Origin of the sequence: Mycobacterium sp. WMMD1722 (assembly GCF_049315205.1) — a bacterium.
Lineage (GTDB): Bacteria > Actinomycetota > Actinomycetes > Mycobacteriales > Mycobacteriaceae > Mycobacterium.
Map to the genome: position 1 here is coordinate 1,601,960 of NZ_CP186056.1, position 20,388 is coordinate 1,622,347.

The following is a 20,388-nucleotide window of genomic DNA, read 5'->3' on the forward strand; positions in this document are numbered from 1 at the left end:
ATGCACGGGATGGTTTATCACGGCCCCGGAAGCCGGTCCTGGGAGGAGGTGCCTGATCCGGTGATCGAAGAAGCCACCGATGCCGTCGTCCGTGTCGATGCGGTGACGATCTGCGGCACCGATCTGCACATCCTCAACGGGGACGTTCCCGAAGTACAACCAGGCCGCATCCTCGGCCACGAAGCGGTGGGCACTGTCATCGAAATCGGTTCGGCGGTACAGAAACTCGCTGTTGGGGACCGGGTCCTCGTATCCTGCATCAGCGCCTGCGGCAGTTGCCGGTACTGCCGGGACGGGCAGTACGGTCAGTGTCTGGGCGGTGGGGGCTGGATCCTCGGTCACCTCATCGACGGAACCCAGGCCGAATACGTTCGTGTCCCGTTCGCCGACAACTCCACCCACCGGGTGCCCCCGGGCGTCACCGATGAGCAGATGGTCATGCTGGCCGACATCCTCCCGACGTCCTACGAGGTGGGTGTACTCAACGCGACGGTGCGGCCCGGCGACGTGGTCGCCATCGTCGGCGCCGGCCCCATCGGCCTGGCGGCGATTCTGACCGCAAGGCTCTACAGTCCCAGCCACGTCGTCGTGATCGACATTGCCGACAGCCGGCTGGAGGCGGCGAAAAACGTCGGCGCGGACGTCGTGGTGAATGCCTCCAACCAGGATGCGCGGGCGGTCATCGACGAATTGACCGGCGACCTGGGGGCCGATGTGGCGATGGAGGCAGTCGGCATCCCCGAGACATTCGAGCAGTGCGTCCGGCTGGTGCGCCCCGGCGGCCATGTCGCCAACATCGGGGTACATGGCAAATCCGCCACTCTGCATCTGGAAGACATCTGGATCAAGAATCTCACCATCACCACGGGTCTGGTGGACACCCGCTCGACTCCGAGGTTGATCGGCTTGGTGGCGGGCCGGCAGCTCGACACCTCGCCCATGATCACCCACCATTTCGGCCTCGAAGAGTTCGACCTGGCCTACGACGTCTTCAGCCGGCCCGGTGATACCGGCGCGCTGAAGGTCCTCCTCACCCGCACCTGAGGCATCGACGCCACCACCGAAGGGACAGCACATGCCGAACACCACCTCACCGGTCGTCGTCGGGATCGACGGATCGGAGCGCAGCATCGCCGCTGCGCGTTGGGCCGCCGCCGTCGCCGAGGAATACGACACCTCACTGTTGCTCGTCCATTCGACGGCCACCGCCGGCCATTTCATCTCCGATGCGGCGGTCATCGCCATCCGGGCAGCGGCGGCCGCGGACCAGCGCGGGGCGGCGGAGAAGACGGTGACAATGGCCAAGGACACGATCGCGGGAGAGTTCCCGGGGCTGACCGTGGATGCCGACATCGTCGAGGAGCCCGCCGGCAAGGCTCTGGTCCGACTCAGCCGTGACGCGGAATTCGTCGTCGTCAGCAGTGACGACGTCAACCCGGTCGCCGCACTGCTGGTGGGCTCGACCACGATGCACGTGGCCAGCCACGCCGTATGCCCCGTGGTGGCCTGGCGAAACACAGTGCAGCCCAACACTGATCAGGTCGTCGTCGGCGTCGACGGCACGGCGGCCGGAACGGCGGCGCTCGCGGCGGCCTTCGAGTACGCCCACAATTTCGGCGCGCCGCTCGTCGCGGTGCACTCGTGGTCGACTCGATTGCCGGCAGACGAGGTGACCATTCCGTACCTGATCGACTGGGACGCCCTCGAAGCCGCCGAGTGGGCACTGCTCACCCACGCTCTCGAGCCGTGGACCGCGAAGTACCCCGATGTCGCGGTCACGACGCTGCTCGACGACGCGAAACCGAGCAGATCGCTACTGGATCGCCTCTCCGGTGCGCAGATGGTGGTGGTCGGCAACCACCGGTCCAACGCGCTGAGCGCCGCACTGATCGGCTCGACGAGTTTGAACCTGCTGCACCACAGCAGTGTTCCGGTGATGATCTGTCATGCAGAGCCGATGACGTGAGCGTGCCGTAGTGGAACGCCTCAGCACCTTCGATGCAGGGTTCTTGGACGCCGAGGACGCCGACCGACACATCAGTCTCGCCGTGGGGGCGGTGTCCATCCTCGAGGGTCCGATGCCCGACTACCGGGAAGTGGAGTCGGCGATCGGTGAGCGGGTCCTTCGCGTCCCGCGGCTTCGCCAGGTGGTGCACCGGCATCCGCTGGACCTCACGGCCCCGGAATGGGCCGACGACCCCGCGATCGATCTTGCGCATCACATCCACCGCGCGGCGTTACCCCACCCCGGCGACGACGCGGCGGTGTTCCGGTTCGTCGCCGAGGCGATGGAAGCGCGGCTGGACCGGGACCGGCCGCTGTGGCAATGCTGGATCATCGAGGGGCTGGCCGAGAACCGCTGGGCCGTGCTGATGAAGGTGCACCACTGCATCGCCGACGGCATCGCCACCATGCACCTGCTCGCAGGGCTGGCCGACGGCGGCGAAGGCCACACCTATGTCGATCGGATCCAGGGCGCTCATCCGACTTCCCGCACCGGCGGGGAATCACACACCGCGAGTCTCTGGAACCCGCTGCGGTGGATCAATACCGCATGGGGCACGGCATCAGCAGTGACGAAAACCGTTGCGGTGACCGCCGAAGGGGCTCTCGAGATCGTCGACGGCTTGGTTCGCGCCGGAACCGGGTCACCGTTGGTCGGTCCCGTCAGCACACTGCGCCGCTACAGTGCGGTCGAGGTGCCGCTGGCGGACGTCGCCGCGATCGGCGACGCGTTCGGGGTCACCGTCAACGATGTGGCCCTGGCCGCGATCACCGACAGCTTCCGCGCGGCACTCCTGCGTCGCGGGCAGCAGCCCCGCCGGGACTCCCTGCGCACGCTGGTGCCGGTATCGGTGCGCACCGGCGACGCGATGGACAGCGTCGACAATCGGGTGTCGGTCATGCTCCCGTATCTGCCGGTGGACCAGTCCGACCGGGTCGAGCAGTTACGGGCGGTGCACCGGCGACTGACCAAGGTCAAATCCGGGGGGCAGCGGGAGGCCGGACGTGTTGCCGTGTCCGCGCTCAAGCTGGCGCCGTTCGCGTTCACCTCCTGGCTGGTGCGCGCAGTGACCAGCCTGCCGCAACGCGGGGTGGTCACACTGGCCACCAATGTGCCTGGGCCGCGGGAGCGATTGCAGATACTCGGGCACGACGTGGTGCGGCTGCTCCCCATCCCGCCGATGGCGTTGCGCCTTCGATCCGCCGTGGCGATACTGAGCTACGACGACCGCCTCGCGTTCGGTATCACCACCGACTTCGACGCCGTGCCCGACGTGGCCGAACTGACCTTCGGGGTCCGAAAAGCCGTGGCGGCGCTGCTCGCCGCCGCGCGCAGATCGCGTCAGGCGCCTACCCCGCTTTGACCCTCGTGCCGGCGGTGCCCTCGACGATCGCGGCGATATCGGCCAGCGCTCCGATGACGGCCGTCTTTCCCGCCCCGCGGGCGAAGTCACAGGCCGCCTGGACTTTCGGGCCCATCGATCCGGCCGGGAAATGCAGTGCTTCCAGCTCTGTGGGGTTGACGTCGGTCAGGCGCTTCTGGTCCGGGCTCCCCCAGCCGAGGTAGACGCCGTCGACGTCGGTGGCGATCACCAGGAGATCGGCGTCCAGCTGTTCGGCCAGCAGTGCAGCGGCGCGATCCTTGTCGATGACGGCTTCGACCCCGACGAGCCGGCCGTCTCGGTCATACGTGGTCGGTATCCCGCCACCTCCCGCACAGATCACCACGGTTCCGTCATCGACCAGACCCGCGATGGCGTGCAGCTCGAGAATCCGCTTCGGCGCGGGGCTGGGCACCACCCGCCGGTAGCTGTCACCGTCCAGTGCGATGGCCCACCCGCCCTCGGCGGCCAGTCGCTCCGCGGTCGGTCTGTTGTAGCCGGGCCCGATCGGCTTGGTGGGATCGTCGAACGCGGGATCGTCCAGGTCGACCTCGACCATGGTGAGCACGGTGGCCAGCGATCGGCCTGCGGGAAGCACATTGGCGAGCTCCTGCTCGATCACGTAGCCGATCATGGCCTCGGTCTGGGCGCCCAGCACGTCGAGGGGATACGGCCCGATGTCCCGGGCGACCTCGTGGTACGCCGCCGCCTGGAGCGCCAGTAGACCAACCTGGGGACCGTTTCCGTGCGCGATGATGATGTCGTTGCCTTCGGCCACCGCGGCGATCGCTTCGGCGGCCACCCGAATGTTGGCCCGCTGGTTCTCCGCTGTCATGGGTTGGCCGCGTCGCAGCAGCGCGTTGCCGCCCAGGGCGACCACTATCCGCACCGGGAGGCCCCTATCCCAGTGCGGCCACGAGGACCGCCTTGATGGTGTGCATCCGGTTCTCGGCCTGTTCGAAGGCGATGTTGGCCGGGCTTTCGAACACCTCGTCGGTGACCTCGATGCCGTTGGCCAGCAGGGGATATTGCTCGGCGATCCGGGCGCCCATCGTCGTCTCCGCGTTGTGGAACGCCGGAAGGCAATGCATGAACTTGACGCGTGGGTTGTCGCTGGCCGCCACGAGTGCCGCGTTCACCTGATAGGGCAGCAGGGTGTCGATGCGCTGCGCCCAGGTTTCGACCGGCTCACCCATCGACACCCAGACGTCGGTGTAGATGAAGTCGACACCGCTGACCGCCTCCATCGGATCGTCGGTGATGATCAGCCGGGCACCCGATGCGTCGGCGAACGATCGGCACATGTCGACGTGTTCGTCGCTGGGCCACAATTCGCGCGGCGCGCCGACGCGCATCTGCATGCCGAGTTTCGCGGCCACCAACAACAACGAGTTCGCGACGTTGTTGCGTCCGTCCCCGAGAAAGGCGAAGGCAATGTCCGGCAACGGTTTGGCGCAGTGCTCGGTCATGGTGAGGACATCGGCCAGCATCTGGGTGGGGTGGAATTCGTCGGTCAGACCGTTGAACACCGGCACGCCCGCATACTCGGCGAGTTCCTCCACGATGTGCTGTCCGGCGCCGCGGTACTCGATCGCGTCGTACATGCGCCCCAGCACGCGCGCGGTGTCCTTCATCGACTCCTTGTGCCCGATCTGTGACGAGGCCGGGTCGATGTAGGTCACGTGTGCGCCCTCGTCATAGGCCGCGACCTCGAAGGCGCAGCGGGTGCGGGTCGAGGTCTTCTCGAAGATCAACGCGATGTTGCGGCCGGCCAGCGTCGGTTGACGCACGCCGGAGTATTTGGCCCGCTTGAGATCGCGCGACAGGTCGAGCAGATAGTGCAGATCGCGCTCGGAGTGGTGGATGAGGCTCAACATGCTGCGGTTGCGATTGTTGAATGCCATGCCTGGTGTACTTCCTTGTCTGTTCAGGTGTAGAGCGGATCGCGGGCGACGGGGCAGGTCATACAGCGGCCGCCGCCGCGCCCCCGGCCCAGTTCACTGGCGTCGATCGTGATCACTTCGACGCCGGCCTTGCGAAGTGCGGTGTTGGTCAACGTGTTCCGGTCGTATCCGATGACCACCCCGGGTTCGAGTGCGACGACGTTGTTCGCGTCGTCCCACTGCTCACGCTGGACTCCGTAGAGGTCACCGGCGGTGGTGACGACGCGGAACTCCGCGCCCACCGCAGCGCCGATCGTGGCCACCAGGCCCTGGGCCTCGCGCCGGATGTCCAGTCCGGAATCCGCGCGATCATCCGGTCGCAGGGTGAAGGGCACGATGCCGTCGACGACCGGCGGGTATGCGGTCACCACGTCGTGATCACAGAAGGTGAAGACGGTGTCCAGATGCATGGCCGCCCTGGTCCTCGGCAATCCGGCGACGATCACCTGGGTCGCGGCCCCGGAGGCGAAGAGATTGCGCGCCACCTGCGTGATGGCCTGATGCGACGACCGCTCCCCCATGCCGATGACGACCACTCCGTTGCCGATCGGCATGACGTCGCCCCCTTCGAGCGTCGCCGCGCCGTGGTCGCGGGCCGACCCGTCGAGATCACCGAGCCATACGTCGAACTTCTCGTCGGCGAACTCCGGATGGAATTTGTAGACCGCGGTGGTGAGCAGGGTTTCTTGTCGCCGTGCCGGCCAGTACATCGGATTGAGCGTGACGCCGCCGAAGATCCAGGAACTGTTGTCGCGCATGAACTGGGTGTTGGGTAGCGGTCGAATCACAAAGCCGGCCGGATCGAGGTCGGCCAAGGCCGTGCGGAAGCGGCCGCCGATGTCGACTGGCAGATCCTGATAGCCCACTCCCCCGATCATGAGTTCGGCGAGCTGATCGGACGGCAGATCGGCCAGCCAGGCACGGATCTCGTGCCGCATGCCGGACCCGACGAGGTCGTCGGTGACCTTGCGGTCGAGCAGCCACTCGCGGCCCTCGGACGTGGTGAGCACGTCGGCGAGCAGGTCGCGCAGTTCGAGAACCTGCACGCCGTGATCGACCATCTTGGCCACGAAGTCGAAGTGGTCCCGCCGTGCCTGCTGCAGCCAGATGACGTCGTCGAAGAGCAGTTCCGCGCAGTTCTGCGGAGTGAGCCGCTGATGGGCCAGGCCGGGCGCGCAGACCAGCGCGCGGCGCAGTTTGCCCGCCTCCGACCACACCCCGAGGCGCGAGTCGCCGGCGTTCACAGCACCGCGAGGTGGCCGGTGGCCATCAGGGCGACGGCGGCCACCGCGGTGACGGCGACGACCGCGGCAATCGCCCACTCGGCCGCGGTGAACCACGTCCGTCCCCGCTCGTGTCGAGCCCACAGGTACAGCCCGGTGCCGACGAGATAGAACACTGCGGCGACCAACAGATACTCCCAGCCTCCGGCGTAGACCAGCCAGACTGCGTAGCCGAGGGCGACGATGCCGATCACGAGGTCACGGGTTCGGCCGTGACCGGATTCGTAGGTTTCACCGCGGATGGCCAGCAGCACCTGGTAGGCCGCCGACCAGAGATACGGCAGCAGGATCAACGAGGTGGCCAGCAGCACCAGGTTCAGATAGGTGCTTTCGTTGGCCAGCGTCCACAACAGCAGAATCTGTACGCAGATGTTGGTGAGCCACAGGGCGTTCGCCGGGGCACCGTGGCTGTTCTCCCGGGCCAGCGCCTTGGGCATCACACCCTCGAGCGCCGGCAGACGCAGGATCTCCGCGCACAACATCACCCAGGCGATGAGGGCACCCAGCAGCGAGACGACCAAACCGATGGAGATGAAGGCCGCACCCCAGCTGCCGACCTGGGCTTCCAGCACCCCGGCCATCGACGGATCGGGCACGCCGGCCAGCTCAGCCTGGGCCATCAGACCGTAGGACAGCAGGTTGACCAGGAGCAGCAGCGCCAGAACCGCGGCGAATCCGAGGACCGTGGCTCGGCCGACATCTTTGCGGCGCGCGGCCCGTTGGGAGTACACGGCGGCGCCTTCGATGCCGATGAAGACCCACACCGTCACCAGCATCATGTTCTTCACCTGGGACATGGTGTCGCCCAGCGAAGTTCCGTCGATCTGGGTGGTTCGGCCCCAGAAATCGGCGGTGAAAAGGCCCGCCTTGAAGCCGACGGCGGCGATCGCGACGAACGTCAGAATCGGCACGACCTTCGCGATCGTGACCGCCACATTGACGAACGCGGCGGTGCGGATGCCGCGCAACGTCATGGCGTGCACAGCCCACAGCAGCACCGAAGCCCCCACGATCGCGCCGACCGTGACACCACCGTCGAACGCCGGGAAGAAGTATCCCAGCGTGGCGAACAACAGCACCAGATAGGCGACGTTGCCCACCCATGCGGACACCCAGTAGCCGAAGGCCGAGGTGAAGCCGATGTAATCACCGAAACCCGCTCGCGCATAACCGTAGACGCCACCGTCGACGTCGGGCTTGCGCTGGGCGAGGGTCTGGAAGACGAAAGCCAAGGTGAGCATGCCGACCCCGGTGATCGCCCACCCGATGAGCAGCGGCCCCGGTGCAGCGCTCGCGGCCATCTGGGACGGCAGGGCGAAGATTCCGCTGCCGATCATGGATCCGATGACCAACGCGGTCAGGGCGGTCAGCGTCAAACCGGCCTTGGGCGCGGCGGGACGCGTCTTCTGAGGTGGTGACATCGATGTCGTCATAGTGGCAACTGTCCGGCAACCGCCGACGACACCGACAGGGCCGCTGGTCCCCAGACCCGGCAGTCCAACGGTGACCGGGTGCCGTCGTTTCAGGGCCGAAGGTCCCTAGGGCTGCCGTGGCGACCGACCTATCGTCGCCGACGACGGGCGTGCTGAGCGCCGCGGCCGCAGCGAGAGGACAACGTGATGACCGAGAGTGCTTCGGATACCGAAATCGTGGTGGGCGTCGATGATTCGCCGTCTTCGGAGCCGGCACTGCGCTGGGCGGCCGCGGAGGCCGCGCTACGCAAGTGCCCGCTGGTGATCGTGTATGCGCTCGCGCCGACGATGGTCGCCTGGTCGGCTGTCCCGGCTCCCACCGGGTTCCTCGAGTGGCAGCGATCGATAGGACAGCAGATCCTCGAAGACGCCGCACAGATCGCGAAAGACGTGAGCCAAGGCGCGATACCGGTCTCGACCGAGCTCGCGGTCGCACCTCCGATCACCACGCTGGTCGAGCGTTCGAAGCACGCCCGGATGGTGGTGGTCGGTAGTCGTGGTCGAGGCGCGCTGACCCGAACGATCCTCGGCTCGGTCAGCACCGGACTCATCCACCGGGCGCACTGCCCGGTCGCGGTGATCCACGACGAAGACGCCTTGCCACCCGTGCCCACCGCTCCGGTGCTGCTGGGCTTCGACGACTCGCCCGCGTCCGAAGCTGCGACAGCGCTGGCCTTCGAGGAGGCATCCCGGCGCGGTGTCGAGTTGATCGCGCTGCACGCCTGGTGGTCACCCGGCGCCTATGAGTTCCCCGGCTTCGTCTGGGAGGACGTGCAGCCGGCCATCGAGCGTGACGTCGTCGATCGACTTGCGGTGTGGCAGGAGCGGTTCCCGGACGTCACGGTGCAGCGGATCGTCGTTCCGGACCTGCCGGCCCAACGACTCGTCAACCATGCCGGCTCGGCGCAACTGCTCGTGGTGGGCAGTCATGGCCACGGTGGGGTCGCCAGCGCCCTGCTCGGCTCGGTCAGTACCGCCGTCGTCCAGGCCGCCCGCATCCCGGTGATCGTCGTCCGGCCGCGATGAGCGCGGGCAACCCCGGGCTGAACCGATTGAGTGAAGCCGTCGACCGCGACGCCGGTCGGTGCACCGCCGTCCGGCCGGCCGGCCGCACTCGAGGGAAACCCCTGGCACCGCAAATGTGATTGCATCAGCTGGGACGGCCCTGAGTGTCTCGTGGTCACCGACGCCGCAAGACCTGAAGCACTGACCGTGCACAACCTGTGATCTCGCGACGCCGCACCGCAGCCGTCACTGCTTTCCGCTCTTCGCGTCCCAGGCGGCGCGCGTGGTCAGGATGCGCTCGACACGCGCATTAGCGGCGCGCAGCTGCTTCTCGGCCTGCTCCACGCTGGAGGCGAATTCGCCGACATAGTTGGTCGGCGAATTGTTTAGCACCGCCAGGCACATGTGTGCGGCGTGGTGCGCATCCTCGGCCGCCGCGTTCAGTTCGGCGGTCAGCATCCGGTCCGGGGCTGGGAGCCGGGCAGGCAGCTCCACCGCCGCGGCATCATGCATGCGTTGGCAGGCGGGCCCCAGGGCGGCGGCATCGAAGCGACGCAACGCGAACTGCGACTCGTAGAGCGCGGCCTGAAGTTCCTTGACCGCCGGCTCCGCCGTCGACCACCACTGCCTGAGCGCGGCCTGCTGTGAGGGAACCGCGACGTCAGCCGGCTTGGTGCTGTCGACCAGGAAGATCAGTCCCCCCAGACCCGCCGCGACCGCGGTCGCCGTGGCGACGACGATGGCCCGGCGGGTCGCCCGGCGGTACCAGCGGCCGCGCCGACCGTCGGCGGGGGCGGGGGCACTGCTCTCGACGGCCTGCGGTAGGGGTTGACGATTCTCAGGACCGGTCACCGGGCCCTCACCACGATGACGGGAATGTCGACCGACTGAGCCACCGCCGAACTCACCGACCCCAGCAGCGCGCCGGCGAACCCGCCCCGGCCATGGCTGCCCACCACGACCAATTGCGCGTCGCGCGAGTGCTCGATGAGCCAGCGCGCGGGTCTGTCGCACTCCAGGACTCGCCGTACCTGGACGTCGGGATAGCGCTCCTGCCAACCGGCGAGCCGTTCGGCCAGGATCTCACTGCCTTTCTCCTCGAACTCGCGCCAGTCCATTCCCAGTGCCGGAAAGATGCCCACATCGCTCCACACGTGCAGGGCCACGAGTTCGGCCTTCCGTCGACACGCCTCGTCGAAAGCCAACGCGGTGGCCGCTTCGGAGGCCGGCGATCCGTCGATTCCGACCACCACGGGTGCGTCGGCGGCGGGCAGCCGTCCTTCCCGGCTGTGGACCACCGCGACCGGGCAGTGTGCGTGGTGGAGCAGTCCGGCACTCACCGAACCGAGCAGCACTCGCCCGAGTGCACCTCTGCCCCGGGTGCCGACGATCACCATCTGCGCGTTCTTGGACGCGTCGACCAGTGCCGGTACCGCGGCCTCGAAGACAACCCGGCTGTGCACCCCGGGTATACGACCCTCACCGCCTTCGCCCAGCAGAAGCTGGCGGGCGTGGCCGAGCATGTCCTCGGCGTTCTGCACCTCGCAGGCCGAGATGGTCTGCTGGAGAGGCGCAGAAGGCCAGCTCACCACCAGCGGAGTGACGACGTTCATCAACGTGACGGGCGTGTCCGACGTCTGCGCCTCGCGAGCCGCCCAGCGAACGGCGGCGTGCGACTCCTGGGAGCCGTCCACTCCGACGACGATGCCGAGACGTGTTGGGACAGTGGACATCTATGGGTGCTCACTTCGACGATCGGGACGCGATGTAGGTGGTGGCGATCGCCATGAGAGCGATGACGATCGCGATGAGTACGGCGGCGGTCGGCCAATCCATGGCGGTCCTCCTCGGCGACGGATGCCCCTGTGGGCGTGTCCACCACGGTAGGAAGCCCGCGCCGCCCAGGGCAGGGTCGTAGGTCCCGGACGGTGATGCCGGTGGTCCTCGTCACCGCAGAGCGCGGACCGATCGCGCGAGATGCTCACGGGCAGCCCGCTACGCGGCGATAATGGTGTAGCAGTCAGATCGGGCGTCGGACACGCCGCCCACGTGACGCGCATGCAGGGAGGATGGAAATATGGGATTCGCACTGTCGACCCGGCTGAACACGACCTTCGAGAATGCTGTCGAGCGCACTCGTGAAGCCCTGTCGCACCAGGGTTTCGGGGTTCTCACCGAAATCGATGTGCGAGCCACCCTGAAAGCCAAACTCGGTGAGGAGATGGAGGAGTATCTGATCCTGGGGGCCTGCAATCCGCCGCTCGCACACCGAGCAGTGGAGATCGACCGTCAGATCGGACTGCTGCTGCCGTGCAATGTGGTCGTTCGGACCGACCGCGACCAGCCGGGCAGCGTGCTCGTCGAGGCGATGGATCCGCAGGTACTCGTCGACGTCAGCGGCGATGCGGAGCTACGTCCGGTCGCCGATGACGTAGCGGCCAAGCTGCAAGCGGCCATCGACTCGCTGGCCCCTGTCGGTTAGACCAGAAGGACTGCCGCCCCGGCAATTCGGCCGGCTGCGAGATCCGCCAGCGCGGTGTCGCCGCGATCCAGCGGATACTCCGGCGTCGTCACCTGGATGTGGTGACCCTCGGCGAAGGCGAGGAAGTCTCGGGCGTCGGCGCGGGTGTTGGCCGTCACGGACCGGACCTGGCGCTCCTGAAAAAGATGGCGCTGGTAGTCGAGCGCGGGGATGTCGCTGAGGTGGATGCCGGCAATGGCCAGCGTGCCGCCCCGGTCGAGGCTCTCGAGTGCCGGTAACACCAACTCCCCCACCGGTGCGAAGAGGATGGCGGCGTCGAGTTTCACCGGCGGCGAGTCGGCGGCACCCTGCACCGACGCGGCGCCCAGCGCCCGTGCCAACGCTCGGGCATCCTGACCTCGGGTCATCACGTGGACCTCGGCTCCCTGGGCGAGCGCCACCTGGGCGGTGATGTGGGCGCTGCCGCCGAATCCATAGATGCCGAGGCGCCCGCCCGGGGGCAGATCCGCCCGCAGCAGCGACCGGTATCCGATGATTCCGGCGCACAGCAGGGGCGCCAGTTCGGCGTCTGTGTACCCGGACGGCAGGGGATGCACGAAATCGGCCGGTGCGGTGACGAATTCGGCATAGCCGCCATCGGCGTCCCACCCGGTGTACCGCGACTCGGGACAGAGGTTCTCGTGCCCTCGCCGGCAGAAGCGGCATCGGCCGCAGGTATGCCTGAGCCACGCGACACCCACGCGGTCTCCCATCGCGATGTCGCCACCGACGCCGGGGCCGATTCCGGCCACCTCACCGACGACCTCATGACCGGGCGTCACATGCCGCCGGTGCACGGGAAGGTCACCCTCGGCGACATGCAGGTCAGTGCGGCACACCCCGCAGGCCCGCACGGCGATCAGCAGTTCACCGGCCGCCGGTTCGGGCACCTCGGTGGTGACCCATTCGAGGGGCCGCGTGGCCACGGGGCCCGGGGTGCGCACCCGCCAGGCATTCATCATCCGGGCGGTCACCGGGGGTCCTCCGACGGCCTCGGCAGCGGGAGCGACGCTGGTGTCGGGGGCATGTACGAGAGCGTAGCCATGCGCGGCACGTCGCCGTAGGGTCGAAAGCCTCCCCGGGCCGGACGACTCCCTTCCGTCGCTATCCCGCCGGTGTGATCAGCCCGTAGTGACCGTCGTAGCGGTGGTAGAGCACGCACGCCCGGCCTTCGGCCGCGTCGACGAAGAACAGAAACGGCTGCCCGGAGATGTTCAGGCGGTCCACCGCCAGTGCGGTGGTCATACAGGGCGCCGGTTGCTCGCTGATCGTCAGCGGCAGGGTGAAGCGGGCCAGCTTTTCGCGGGTGACCGGCGCGACGAGAGCCAGTCGGTACCCGGTGTCGCCGGCGCGGTAGAGCACCCCGGCATATCCCGTGCCCTTCTCGGTGAACAGGTGGAAGTCGTAGTCGAACTGGTCCATGTCGGCTGCGGCCTCGTCCACCGTGCACGCCCCGAGCGTGAATGACTTGCGCCGCACCACCCTCCGCTCCTCCGGCGGTCGGGGGAAGCGACCCGCCCGATCCGCCGGCGCGGACTGGTGGCGCCATTCGTGCGGCCGGCCGCTGGGCAACCCGCCGCGTCGCGCCTCCCAATGCTGGGCCGCGCGGTCCAGCCGGCGGCGCAGCCTGGCTTCGAGTCGGTCGATCGCTTCACGGGCGGTGGCGCCCTGCACCTGGGCGCGCACCATCCGGCCGTCGACATCCAGGTTGGCCTGGGCGACGACGGGCTGTTCGACGGCCGGGTCCGCGTGCTTGGTCAGCCTGACCCGGGCATCGAGCACCGGGCGGTCGGCCAATCGCGCCACCCGGCCGATCTTGGCTCTGGCGTAGTCGGCGGCACCCGGAAGCTCACCCTTGGTCGCTACCCGGATATCGAAACCAGCTTGAGGAGAACGGCTTTGGCTCATAGCACCTTGATACTCAGGCCCGCGGCCGCGGGCGAGGGCCATTGGTCACCGCCGACGAGGCAGTGGCCTCATCATCGGCCGAACTCGGCACATCCGGTCATAGTTGGCGAAATGGGAAGTGGCGGCCAGTCCTGGGCCGTCGTCACGAGTTCTCACCGCGCCGCCTCGAGCAGGATCCGCCGCTCCGCGGACGCGATCGACCGCCGGGCCGCGACCACCGAATCCGGATTGACTGATATCGAGGTGATGCCCATCCGGACGAGGTGTTCGGCGAACGCCGGATCGGTCGACGGCGCTTGCCCACACAGCGACGAAGTGATTCCGCAGCGACGGGCGATGGCAATGATCTGGCCGATGGCATCGAGCACGGCCGCATCGGATTCGTCGAACAGATCGGCGCAGACATCGGAGTCCCGGTCGACCCCCAGCATCAACTGCGTGAGGTCGTTGCTGCCGATGGACACACCGTCGATACCCATACCGGCGTATTCCGGCAGCCAGTGCACGACGGAGGGCACTTCCGCCATGACCCACCGGTGCAGCCCGCGGTGCCGACCCAGCGGGCTGGCGTCCACCAGGGTGAGGCACTCCTCGAGTTCCCAGCGGGTTCGCACGAACGGGATCATCAGATGAACGTTCGGGAACTGTTCGCGCACCCGAGCCAGCGCCTGCAACTCCACGGCGAACACATCGGGCTCCCGGATGTAGCGGTAGCAACCTCGGTAGCCGATCATCGGGTTGTGTTCGACGGGCTCAAAGCTGTCCCCGCCGATGAGTCCGCGAAACTCGTTGGTGCGGAAATCGGTCGCCCGGTAGACGACCGGACGCGGCGCGAATGCCGATGCGATGCGTCCCACCGAAGCGACCATGCCGTCGACCAGCGACTGCTGCTCACCATGGGCGATCAGGTCACGGGGATGCCGGCCACCGAGAGCGTGGGTCAACATGAATTCGGCACGCAGCAGGCCGACGCCATCGACGTCCAGTGCCGCGACAGCCTCCGAGTTGTCCGGCATCGCGAGGTTCACGTACACCCGGGTGGCCGTGACCTCGGCCGACGGTGCAGCCGTGGGGGCGCCGGCCCGGTCGTGCGCCGAGACGGCCGGTGCGGCCTCGACAACTCCGGAGAGCACCCGTCCATGGGTGCCGTCGACGGTCACCATGGTCCCGTCGTGCAGCTCGGAGGTGGCGGTACGCGCTCCCACCACACATGGAACACCAAGTTCGCGGGCCACGATGGCTGCGTGGCACGTCATACCGCCGGTGTTGGTGACCAGCGCGCCTGCCCGCCGGATCGTCGGCAACCAGTCGGGGTTTGTCATCTGAGCAACGAGGATCTCCCCCGCCTGCAGATGGTCTCCCTGGTCGGGGCTTTCGAGCACCCGGACCCGGCCCGAGGCGCTGCCCGGCGCAGCGGCCAGTCCCCGGACCAGCACGGAATCGTCATGCGGCACCGAGGGTGCCGTATGCGTGAGCGTGGTGATCGGTCGCGCTTGGACGAGGTAGGTCCGGCCGCCCGCGATGGCCCACTCCGTGTCCTGAGGACAGCCGTTGTGTCGTTCGATGGCGATCGCCAGTGAGGCGATGGACCGCAGTTCGGCGTCGGAGAGCACTCGGGTGTCGGCCTGCGCCTCACCGAGCGGCACAGCCGTGTCCTGGCCGTCCTCGGCCCGCACTATCTTGAACGCCTTATGGCCCACCCGTACATCGACGACGTCGAGGGACTCCTTGAGCAGGACGTAGGTGTCCGGCTCCACCGCGCCGGAGACCACGACCTCACCGAGCCCGAATGCCGCCTCGACCACGAGCCGGTCGGACGCACCGGTGCTCGGGTCGGCGGTGAACGCCACACCGGCTTTGTCCGACGCGATCATCTGCTGGATCACGACCGCCATGGCCGGGTCAGCAGTGAACCCGCGGCTGGCGCGATAGGTGAGCACCCGTGGGGAGAACAGCGACATCCAGCAGCGCACTACGGCATCGACGAGAGCGTCTTCGCCGCAGATGTCGGTCATGGTGGCGTTCATCCCGGCGAAGGAAGCATCACGGCCGTCTTCGCCCGTTGCTGAAGAGCGCACCGCAACAACGACATCCGCGCCGGTATCCGCGCCCATACGACGATACGCATCCAGGAGCGAACGCCGAACGCCGTCGGCGATGTCGGCCTTGTGCACCAGCCCCTGCATCCGTTCGCAGAGTTCGGCGAGACGGGTGCCGTCCGAAACCGCAGCGAGCGCTTCCCGGTGTAGGGCTCCCAGATCGGCGGCCACGCCGCCGGCCTGCATCGAATCGCGGTAAGCGTCACGCAGGATCACGAATCCCGGCGGAACCGGCAGCGACGCGGCGACCAGCTCGCCCATGTTGGCGCCTTTGCCGCCGGCTTCCTCGGCGTCGGAGATCCGCAGTGCGGAGATGTCGCGGACATAGGTGGCGTTCGGCATGGCTTCACTTTGGCGGCTGCCGGGTGCTGCCGGTAGCGTCCGAGGACCGCGGACACCGCGCCAGAGGTCATCGCGGCCGAGGGCCCAAAGTCCTCGGAGATGGTCAGATGCGGGCCGTACCGGATCCGTGGCGTGCGACCCGTGCCGTAGGGGTATTTCGGCTCCCATGGTGGGACTTTGGACCTCAGCCGCCGCCGATCGTCCGCGATAGCGTCACCGTCATGTCCGATGAATTCGACCCGGTGACCGTTCTCCCGGAAAGTGAATGCTGGAATCTACTCGGGAGCGCGTCGCTCGGGCGGCTCGTCACCAGTGTCGACGGCCAGCCGGAGATCTTCCCGGTCAATTTCGTCGTTCAGGGACGCAGCGTGCTGTTCCGCACCGCCGAAGGCACGAAGCTGGTGAGCACTGCGATCAACCACCATGTGCTCTTCGAGGCCGACGACCACAATGTCGCCGACGGGTGGAGCGTCATCGTCAAGGGCATCGCACGCATCCTCCGCGACGACGATGACGTGACCGAAGCGCAACGCGCTCAGCTGTTTCCCTGGACGGCGACGGCCAAGCAGCACTATGTCCGGATCCGGCCGCTCAGCGTCACCGGTCGACGCTTCGTCTTCGGAGGTGAGCCTGCCCTCGAAGCCGCTCCGTCATGAGGCCGAGACGCATTCCAGCGGGAAGTGAGGCCAGTCATGCGGTCGCCAGACCCCCAGATCGTCACCCTAACGATGAACCCGGCTTTGGACGTCACGACCGATGTCGACCGGGTGCGGCCGACCGACAAGATGCGCTGCGGGACGCCTCGTTACGATCCAGGCGGCGGGGGGATCAACGTGGCCAGGGTGGCCCATGTCCTGGGCGCCGAGGTGTGCGCGGTGTTTCCGACCGGTGGACCGACGGGCGGTCTGTTGACCGACCTGCTGAACCGATCGCGCGTGCCCTCGCGAGCCGTGACGCTGTCGGAGTCGACCCGCGAGAGTTTCACGGTCAGCGAGAGCCGCTCCGGTCGGCAGTTCCGCTTCGTGATGCCGGGACCGACAGTGCCGTTCGCCGAGCAGGCCGCTTGCCTGGATGCCGTGCGCGAGGCCGCGCGGGCGGCGCGGTTCATCGTGCTCAGCGGCAGCCTGCCGCCGGGCGTGGGCGCGGACTTCCCGCAGCGCGTTGCTGATCTATGCCGAACGCTCGGTGCACTGTTCGTTCTCGATACCTCGGGGCGGGGCCTGGCGAGGACAACCTCGGGGGTGTATCTGCTGAAGGCGAGTGTTCGCGAGCTTCGTGAGTGCGCGGCACACGAATTGAGCACCGATGCCGACCAAGTACGCGCAGCGCGCGAGGTCATCGATGCCGGCCGAGCGCGGGTCGTCCTGGTGTCCCGGGGATCCGAAGGCGCTCTACTCGTCACCGCGCGCCGAAGCCAGCGCTTTCCTGCGGTGGTCGTCCGTGCTGGAAGCGGGGTCGGGGCCGGCGACGCGATGGTCGCGGCCATCCTGGTCGGACTCATTCGAGGGTGGGACCTCGACAAGTCCGTCCGCTTCGGCATCGCGGCGGGCGCGGCAATGCTCCTCACCCCCGGTACCGCCACCTGTACCCGACACGACATTGACCGACTCTTCGAGCTCGCACCGGAACCCAGGCGTCTCGAGTGACCGCGGTCAAACGTCCACTCGCCGAGAGTCCTTCGTCTCTTTTCGGGTAGCGACCGCAGTTCGTACCGTCGGTCCATGGGAAGACAACGACCACTGCTCGCCAACGTGCTGGCGCTTGTCGGCGTCGCGGCGATCTACCGACTGCACATCCGCGGGTGGCTGACGACCTGGGGAGCTGACGACGACGAGGTCACCATGACGCTGCCCGGTGACGAGTTCGTGGCCGGCGACGCGCCACGCACTACCCGCGCGATCACCATCGATGCGTCGGCAGGCGATGTCTGGCCTTGGCTGATGCAGATGGGCGAGGACCGAGGTGGCTTCTACAGCTACTCAGTGCTCGAACGCGCCGCCGGTGCCGACATCCACAACGCCGACACCCTGCATCCGGAATGGCAGGACCTGCGCGTCGGCGACACCATCTGGCTGGCCCGCCGTTATGGACCCGCCGCACGCCAGATCGTCGCCGTGGTCGAGACCAGATCCCATCTGGTGCTGATGTCGCCGGTCAACCTCGAACGCATCCGTCGTGGCGAGCGGGCGCACGGCTGCTGGTCTTTCGCCCTGTTCGCCGGCGCCGGGCACACCCGGCTGGTGGTCCGCGGCAGTGGATATCCGGCCGGTCACTTCTGGTTCGACATTCCACATTTCATCATGGAGCAGAAGATGATGCGCGGAATCGCTGACCGCGCCAAGCGGACACGGTGCGCGACAGCCGACCTCGATGACGCGCAACCACATTCGCCGCAGCACCCCGAACACCGGGTACCGACGACCTGACTGGCGGGTCGCAGACTACGCCGAGAGACGCACACACAGCCCGCCGAAAGGAGTCGCGCCCATGATGTTCGGGTCTGACCACGGATTCGGCGGATGGACTTACGCCGGGATGCTCATCGGCATGGCCCTGTTCTGGGCGCTGCTTCTCGGCGGCATCTTCCTGCTCGACGGCCACGTCAACGGCAACGACACCGCTTCTCCCGCGCCGGCGCCGGAGAAGATCGACCCGCAACAACTGCTGGCGCTTCGCTTCGCCCGCGGCGAGATCAACGAGGCAGAATACCGGCGGAAGCTTGCGGTGCTGCGAGGTGACAGCCGGTTGTGACGCGGTGACGGGGGCTACGTCAAGGGCGTACCGGGCTGGGCGTTTCGGGTCAACTCGTCGTCTTCGCAGGTGACGACGGAGTGGTCGGGCCCAGCTCGCCGGCCTCGAATTCATGACGGATCAGTTTCAGGCGTGTGCAGCGAAGGCACCGGTCGGTGTCGCGGCGGGCAGGTGGGGCCGCAACGCCGCGGCGAGCACGCCGTCGAGTAGTCGGTCGGGGAGCAATCGCACCAACCCCAGGAGCGCAGCTTCGCGACCAACGGTGTAGCGGGGGCGCGGGCGACGCGCGGTGATTGCTTTGGCGATCACCGTGGCCGCGCTCTCGGCCGGCAATCCCCGCCCCGCATGAGCGGCGGTCTGGGTGTTGACGGCGCGTACGAGCGAGCCGTAACGCTCGCGCTGTGCCGCCGTCATCTTCGATGCGAGATCGTTGGCCGTGGCGATCGCGCGACCAGGCATCTCGGTACGGATCGCACCCGGTTGCACCACGACAATTCCCACACCTGAGTTCGCGAGTTCCCGACGAAGGGCATCACTGACGGCTTCGAAGGCGAACTTGGTGGCGGCATACGGTCCGTATGTGGCCATGGCCATCCTTCCGCCGACGGAGCTGACATTGACCACGCGACCTCGCGCACGGATAAGCGCGGGCAACAGTGCCTGAGTCATGGCGATGTGGCCGAAGAGATTGACTTCGAACAGACGCCGCCACTGATCGAGTGGATAGGCTTCAACCGGCACATTGACGCCGACACCGGCATTGTTCACCAACGCGCGCACCGTGCGGCGCTGTGGATCATCTCGGATGCGACTGGCCAATGACCGAATGTGGTCGGGGTGGGTGACGTCGAGGATCACCGGTTCGACACCAGGCCCTTGGATGATGTCCGCATCATGAGCGCGCCGCACACCGGCCAGGACGTGAAAACCCCTGCGCGCCAACTCTCGTGCTGTCGCCGCACCGATGCCGGTGGAAGCCCCGGAGACAACGACAAATTCATTTTCAGATGACAGCGTCATCTGCAAGACTTTACTGGGTAAGATGACGTTGTCAACTTCATGGTGAGGAGGGAACGCAGTGAGTCGAGTGGAAGCAGCCGCCGCTACCCGACGCGCACTGCTCGACGAGGCCGCACACCTGCTCGATGACGGCGGTCCCGACGCTGTGACACTGCGCGAGGTGGGCGCACGGGCAGGAGTGACTCGCGGTGCGCCCTACCGCCACTTCGCCGACAAAGACAGCCTGCTGACCACGGTCGCCGCCGAAGGATGGGAGCGACTCAGTGCGAATATGTCTGCCCTGCATGACGGTTCGAATATCACCCCCGCCGAGAAGCTACAGGCGGCTCTCTCGGATGTCGTGACACTCAGCCGACAGCGCCCGCGTCTCTATCAGTTGATGTTCACTCCGCCCGCCGGGGACTCGACCGCACTGACCCAGGCAGTCCAGCGCACGTGCGATCAGTTCCTCACCATCGTGACCGACGTCGTCGGCGCGGCCGATGCGCAGCGTTACGCGGCGATCTTGCTGACCGGCACACACGGCGCCGCGGCACTGGAGATGAGCGGACTGCTGACCACCGCGAAATGGCACACCACGGCCGAAGAACTCACCGCCAGCATCATCGCCGTCATCCACCAGACCAGTGGCGGCGTCCAGAAGGGGTAGGTGGTCGGC

The 20,388-nt window shown here is 67.4% G+C and carries 20 protein-coding genes; 10 read left to right on the forward strand and 10 right to left on the reverse strand.

The annotated features are described in order from the left end of the window. The 3 genes from ACN27E_RS07425 to ACN27E_RS07435 are packed head-to-tail and all read left to right on the forward strand — an operon-like array spanning nucleotide 1 to nucleotide 3,368. Nucleotides 1–1,044, forward strand: a complete 1,044-nt coding sequence (locus ACN27E_RS07425; protein ID WP_422747864.1) for a zinc-dependent alcohol dehydrogenase family protein — start codon at nucleotides 1–3, stop codon at nucleotides 1,042–1,044. Between the two features lie 31 nt (nucleotides 1,045–1,075). Then, entirely contained in the window at nucleotides 1,076–1,966 is an 891-nt protein-coding gene (locus ACN27E_RS07430; RefSeq protein ID WP_422747866.1) for a universal stress protein, read from the forward strand. 10 nt (nucleotides 1,967–1,976) lie between these two features. Further along, nucleotides 1,977–3,368: a wax ester/triacylglycerol synthase family O-acyltransferase gene (locus ACN27E_RS07435; protein WP_422747868.1), complete on the forward strand. Its 1,392-nt coding sequence runs from the start codon at nucleotides 1,977–1,979 to the stop codon at nucleotides 3,366–3,368. Here the strand turns inward: ACN27E_RS07435 and arcC are convergent. From arcC to arcD, 4 genes are read right to left on the reverse strand one after another with little or no spacing between them, the layout of a single operon-like run. After that, nucleotides 3,355–4,275: a carbamate kinase gene (gene arcC, locus ACN27E_RS07440; RefSeq protein WP_422747870.1), complete on the reverse strand. Its 921-nt coding sequence runs from the start codon at nucleotides 4,273–4,275 to the stop codon at nucleotides 3,355–3,357. The two genes, ACN27E_RS07435 and arcC, sit on opposite strands and share 14 nt — an antisense overlap. Before the next feature lie 10 nt (nucleotides 4,276–4,285). Continuing rightward, on the reverse strand, nucleotides 4,286–5,290 hold the full coding sequence (locus ACN27E_RS07445) for an ornithine carbamoyltransferase (protein ID WP_422747872.1): 1,005 nt from the start codon (nucleotides 5,288–5,290) through the stop codon (nucleotides 4,286–4,288). A gap of 23 nt (nucleotides 5,291–5,313) precedes the next feature. Next, on the reverse strand, nucleotides 5,314–6,573 hold the full coding sequence (locus ACN27E_RS07450; protein WP_422747874.1) for an arginine deiminase: 1,260 nt from the start codon (nucleotides 6,571–6,573) through the stop codon (nucleotides 5,314–5,316). Then, entirely contained in the window at nucleotides 6,570–8,045 is a 1,476-nt protein-coding gene (arcD, locus tag ACN27E_RS07455; protein ID WP_422747876.1) for an arginine-ornithine antiporter, read from the reverse strand. Before arcD ends, ACN27E_RS07450 begins: the two co-directional genes overlap by 4 nt. A 186-nt stretch (nucleotides 8,046–8,231) precedes the next feature. Here arcD and ACN27E_RS07460 point away from each other — a divergent pair, with 186 nt between their 5' ends. Then, nucleotides 8,232–9,110 carry a universal stress protein gene (locus ACN27E_RS07460; RefSeq protein ID WP_422747878.1) on the forward strand — a complete coding sequence of 293 codons (879 nt, stop codon included), beginning with the start codon at nucleotides 8,232–8,234 and terminating at the stop codon, nucleotides 9,108–9,110. Nucleotides 9,111–9,335: 225 nt separating this feature from the next. On the opposite strand, the gene ACN27E_RS07465 is transcribed toward ACN27E_RS07460, so the two are convergent. Together ACN27E_RS07465 and ACN27E_RS07470 are read right to left on the reverse strand one after the other, a co-directional pair. Further along, entirely contained in the window at nucleotides 9,336–9,941 is a 606-nt protein-coding gene (locus ACN27E_RS07465) for a hypothetical protein (protein ID WP_422747881.1), read from the reverse strand. After that, on the reverse strand, nucleotides 9,938–10,822 hold the full coding sequence (locus tag ACN27E_RS07470; RefSeq protein WP_422747882.1) for a universal stress protein: 885 nt from the start codon (nucleotides 10,820–10,822) through the stop codon (nucleotides 9,938–9,940). The genes ACN27E_RS07465 and ACN27E_RS07470 overlap by 4 nt, the downstream gene beginning before the upstream one ends. Before the next feature lie 344 nt (nucleotides 10,823–11,166). Here ACN27E_RS07470 and ACN27E_RS07475 point away from each other — a divergent pair, with 344 nt between their 5' ends. Then, nucleotides 11,167–11,571, forward strand: a complete 405-nt coding sequence (locus tag ACN27E_RS07475) for a DUF302 domain-containing protein (protein ID WP_422747884.1) — start codon at nucleotides 11,167–11,169, stop codon at nucleotides 11,569–11,571. Here ACN27E_RS07475 and ACN27E_RS07480 read toward each other — a convergent pair. The 3 genes from ACN27E_RS07480 to ppsA form a co-directional block, all read right to left on the reverse strand. Beyond that, complete coding sequence (locus ACN27E_RS07480) at nucleotides 11,568–12,572, reverse strand: zinc-binding alcohol dehydrogenase family protein (RefSeq protein WP_422749696.1); 1,005 nt, start codon at nucleotides 12,570–12,572, stop codon at nucleotides 11,568–11,570. The genes ACN27E_RS07475 and ACN27E_RS07480 overlap by 4 nt on opposite strands. A gap of 142 nt (nucleotides 12,573–12,714) precedes the next feature. Further along, the gene (locus tag ACN27E_RS07485) at nucleotides 12,715–13,518 is read right to left on the reverse strand and encodes a sigma 54 modulation/S30EA ribosomal C-terminal domain-containing protein (protein ID WP_422747886.1); all 804 of its coding nucleotides are present in this window, start codon (nucleotides 13,516–13,518) and stop codon (nucleotides 12,715–12,717) included. Between the two features lie 152 nt (nucleotides 13,519–13,670). Further along, nucleotides 13,671–15,959 carry a phosphoenolpyruvate synthase gene (ppsA, locus tag ACN27E_RS07490; RefSeq protein ID WP_422747888.1) on the reverse strand — a complete coding sequence of 763 codons (2,289 nt, stop codon included), beginning with the start codon at nucleotides 15,957–15,959 and terminating at the stop codon, nucleotides 13,671–13,673. 221 nt (nucleotides 15,960–16,180) lie between these two features. On the opposite strand from ppsA, the gene ACN27E_RS07495 reads away from it, so the two are divergent. From ACN27E_RS07495 to ACN27E_RS07510, 4 genes are all read left to right on the forward strand, one after another. Further along, on the forward strand, nucleotides 16,181–16,615 hold the full coding sequence (locus ACN27E_RS07495) for a pyridoxamine 5'-phosphate oxidase family protein (RefSeq protein ID WP_422749698.1): 435 nt from the start codon (nucleotides 16,181–16,183) through the stop codon (nucleotides 16,613–16,615). A gap of 36 nt (nucleotides 16,616–16,651) precedes the next feature. After that, nucleotides 16,652–17,605, forward strand: coding sequence for a 1-phosphofructokinase family hexose kinase (locus tag ACN27E_RS07500; protein WP_422747890.1), 954 nt, complete (start codon nucleotides 16,652–16,654; stop codon nucleotides 17,603–17,605). Between the two features lie 75 nt (nucleotides 17,606–17,680). Beyond that, nucleotides 17,681–18,385 carry a hypothetical protein gene (locus ACN27E_RS07505; RefSeq protein WP_422747892.1) on the forward strand — a complete coding sequence of 235 codons (705 nt, stop codon included), beginning with the start codon at nucleotides 17,681–17,683 and terminating at the stop codon, nucleotides 18,383–18,385. A gap of 61 nt (nucleotides 18,386–18,446) precedes the next feature. Then, entirely contained in the window at nucleotides 18,447–18,710 is a 264-nt protein-coding gene (locus tag ACN27E_RS07510; protein ID WP_422747894.1) for an SHOCT domain-containing protein, read from the forward strand. 126 nt (nucleotides 18,711–18,836) lie between these two features. Here ACN27E_RS07510 and ACN27E_RS07515 read toward each other — a convergent pair whose 3' ends face one another. After that, nucleotides 18,837–19,730, reverse strand: a complete 894-nt coding sequence (locus tag ACN27E_RS07515) for an SDR family NAD(P)-dependent oxidoreductase (protein WP_422747896.1) — start codon at nucleotides 19,728–19,730, stop codon at nucleotides 18,837–18,839. Between the two features lie 58 nt (nucleotides 19,731–19,788). Here ACN27E_RS07515 and ACN27E_RS07520 point away from each other — a divergent pair, with 58 nt between their 5' ends. After that, entirely contained in the window at nucleotides 19,789–20,379 is a 591-nt protein-coding gene (locus ACN27E_RS07520; protein WP_422747898.1) for a TetR/AcrR family transcriptional regulator, read from the forward strand. Nucleotides 20,380–20,388 lie beyond the last annotated feature (9 nt).

Excerpts from the sequence above, each read along its gene's own strand:
- ACN27E_RS07470 (WP_422747882.1), bottom strand. The coding sequence starts at position 10,822 with ATGTCCACTGTCCCAACACGTCTCGGCATCGTCGTCGGAGTGGACGGC.
- ACN27E_RS07480 (WP_422749696.1), bottom strand. The coding sequence starts at position 12,572 with ATGATGAATGCCTGGCGGGTGCGCACCCCGGGCCCCGTGGCCACGCGG.
- arcD (WP_422747876.1), bottom strand. The coding sequence starts at position 8,045 with ATGACGACATCGATGTCACCACCTCAGAAGACGCGTCCCGCCGCGCCC.
- ACN27E_RS07515 (WP_422747896.1), bottom strand. The coding sequence starts at position 19,730 with ATGACGCTGTCATCTGAAAATGAATTTGTCGTTGTCTCCGGGGCTTCC.
- ACN27E_RS07505 (WP_422747892.1), top strand. The coding sequence starts at position 17,681 with ATGGGAAGACAACGACCACTGCTCGCCAACGTGCTGGCGCTTGTCGGC.
- ACN27E_RS07430 (WP_422747866.1), top strand. The coding sequence starts at position 1,076 with ATGCCGAACACCACCTCACCGGTCGTCGTCGGGATCGACGGATCGGAG.
- ppsA (WP_422747888.1), bottom strand. The coding sequence starts at position 15,959 with ATGCCGAACGCCACCTATGTCCGCGACATCTCCGCACTGCGGATCTCC.
- ACN27E_RS07460 (WP_422747878.1), top strand. The coding sequence starts at position 8,232 with ATGACCGAGAGTGCTTCGGATACCGAAATCGTGGTGGGCGTCGATGAT.
- ACN27E_RS07510 (WP_422747894.1), top strand. The coding sequence starts at position 18,447 with ATGATGTTCGGGTCTGACCACGGATTCGGCGGATGGACTTACGCCGGG.
- ACN27E_RS07425 (WP_422747864.1), top strand. The coding sequence starts at position 1 with ATGCACGGGATGGTTTATCACGGCCCCGGAAGCCGGTCCTGGGAGGAG.
- ACN27E_RS07485 (WP_422747886.1), bottom strand. The coding sequence starts at position 13,518 with ATGAGCCAAAGCCGTTCTCCTCAAGCTGGTTTCGATATCCGGGTAGCG.
- ACN27E_RS07475 (WP_422747884.1), top strand. The coding sequence starts at position 11,167 with ATGGGATTCGCACTGTCGACCCGGCTGAACACGACCTTCGAGAATGCT.
- ACN27E_RS07495 (WP_422749698.1), top strand. The coding sequence starts at position 16,181 with ATGTCCGATGAATTCGACCCGGTGACCGTTCTCCCGGAAAGTGAATGC.
- ACN27E_RS07500 (WP_422747890.1), top strand. The coding sequence starts at position 16,652 with ATGCGGTCGCCAGACCCCCAGATCGTCACCCTAACGATGAACCCGGCT.
- ACN27E_RS07445 (WP_422747872.1), bottom strand. The coding sequence starts at position 5,290 with ATGGCATTCAACAATCGCAACCGCAGCATGTTGAGCCTCATCCACCAC.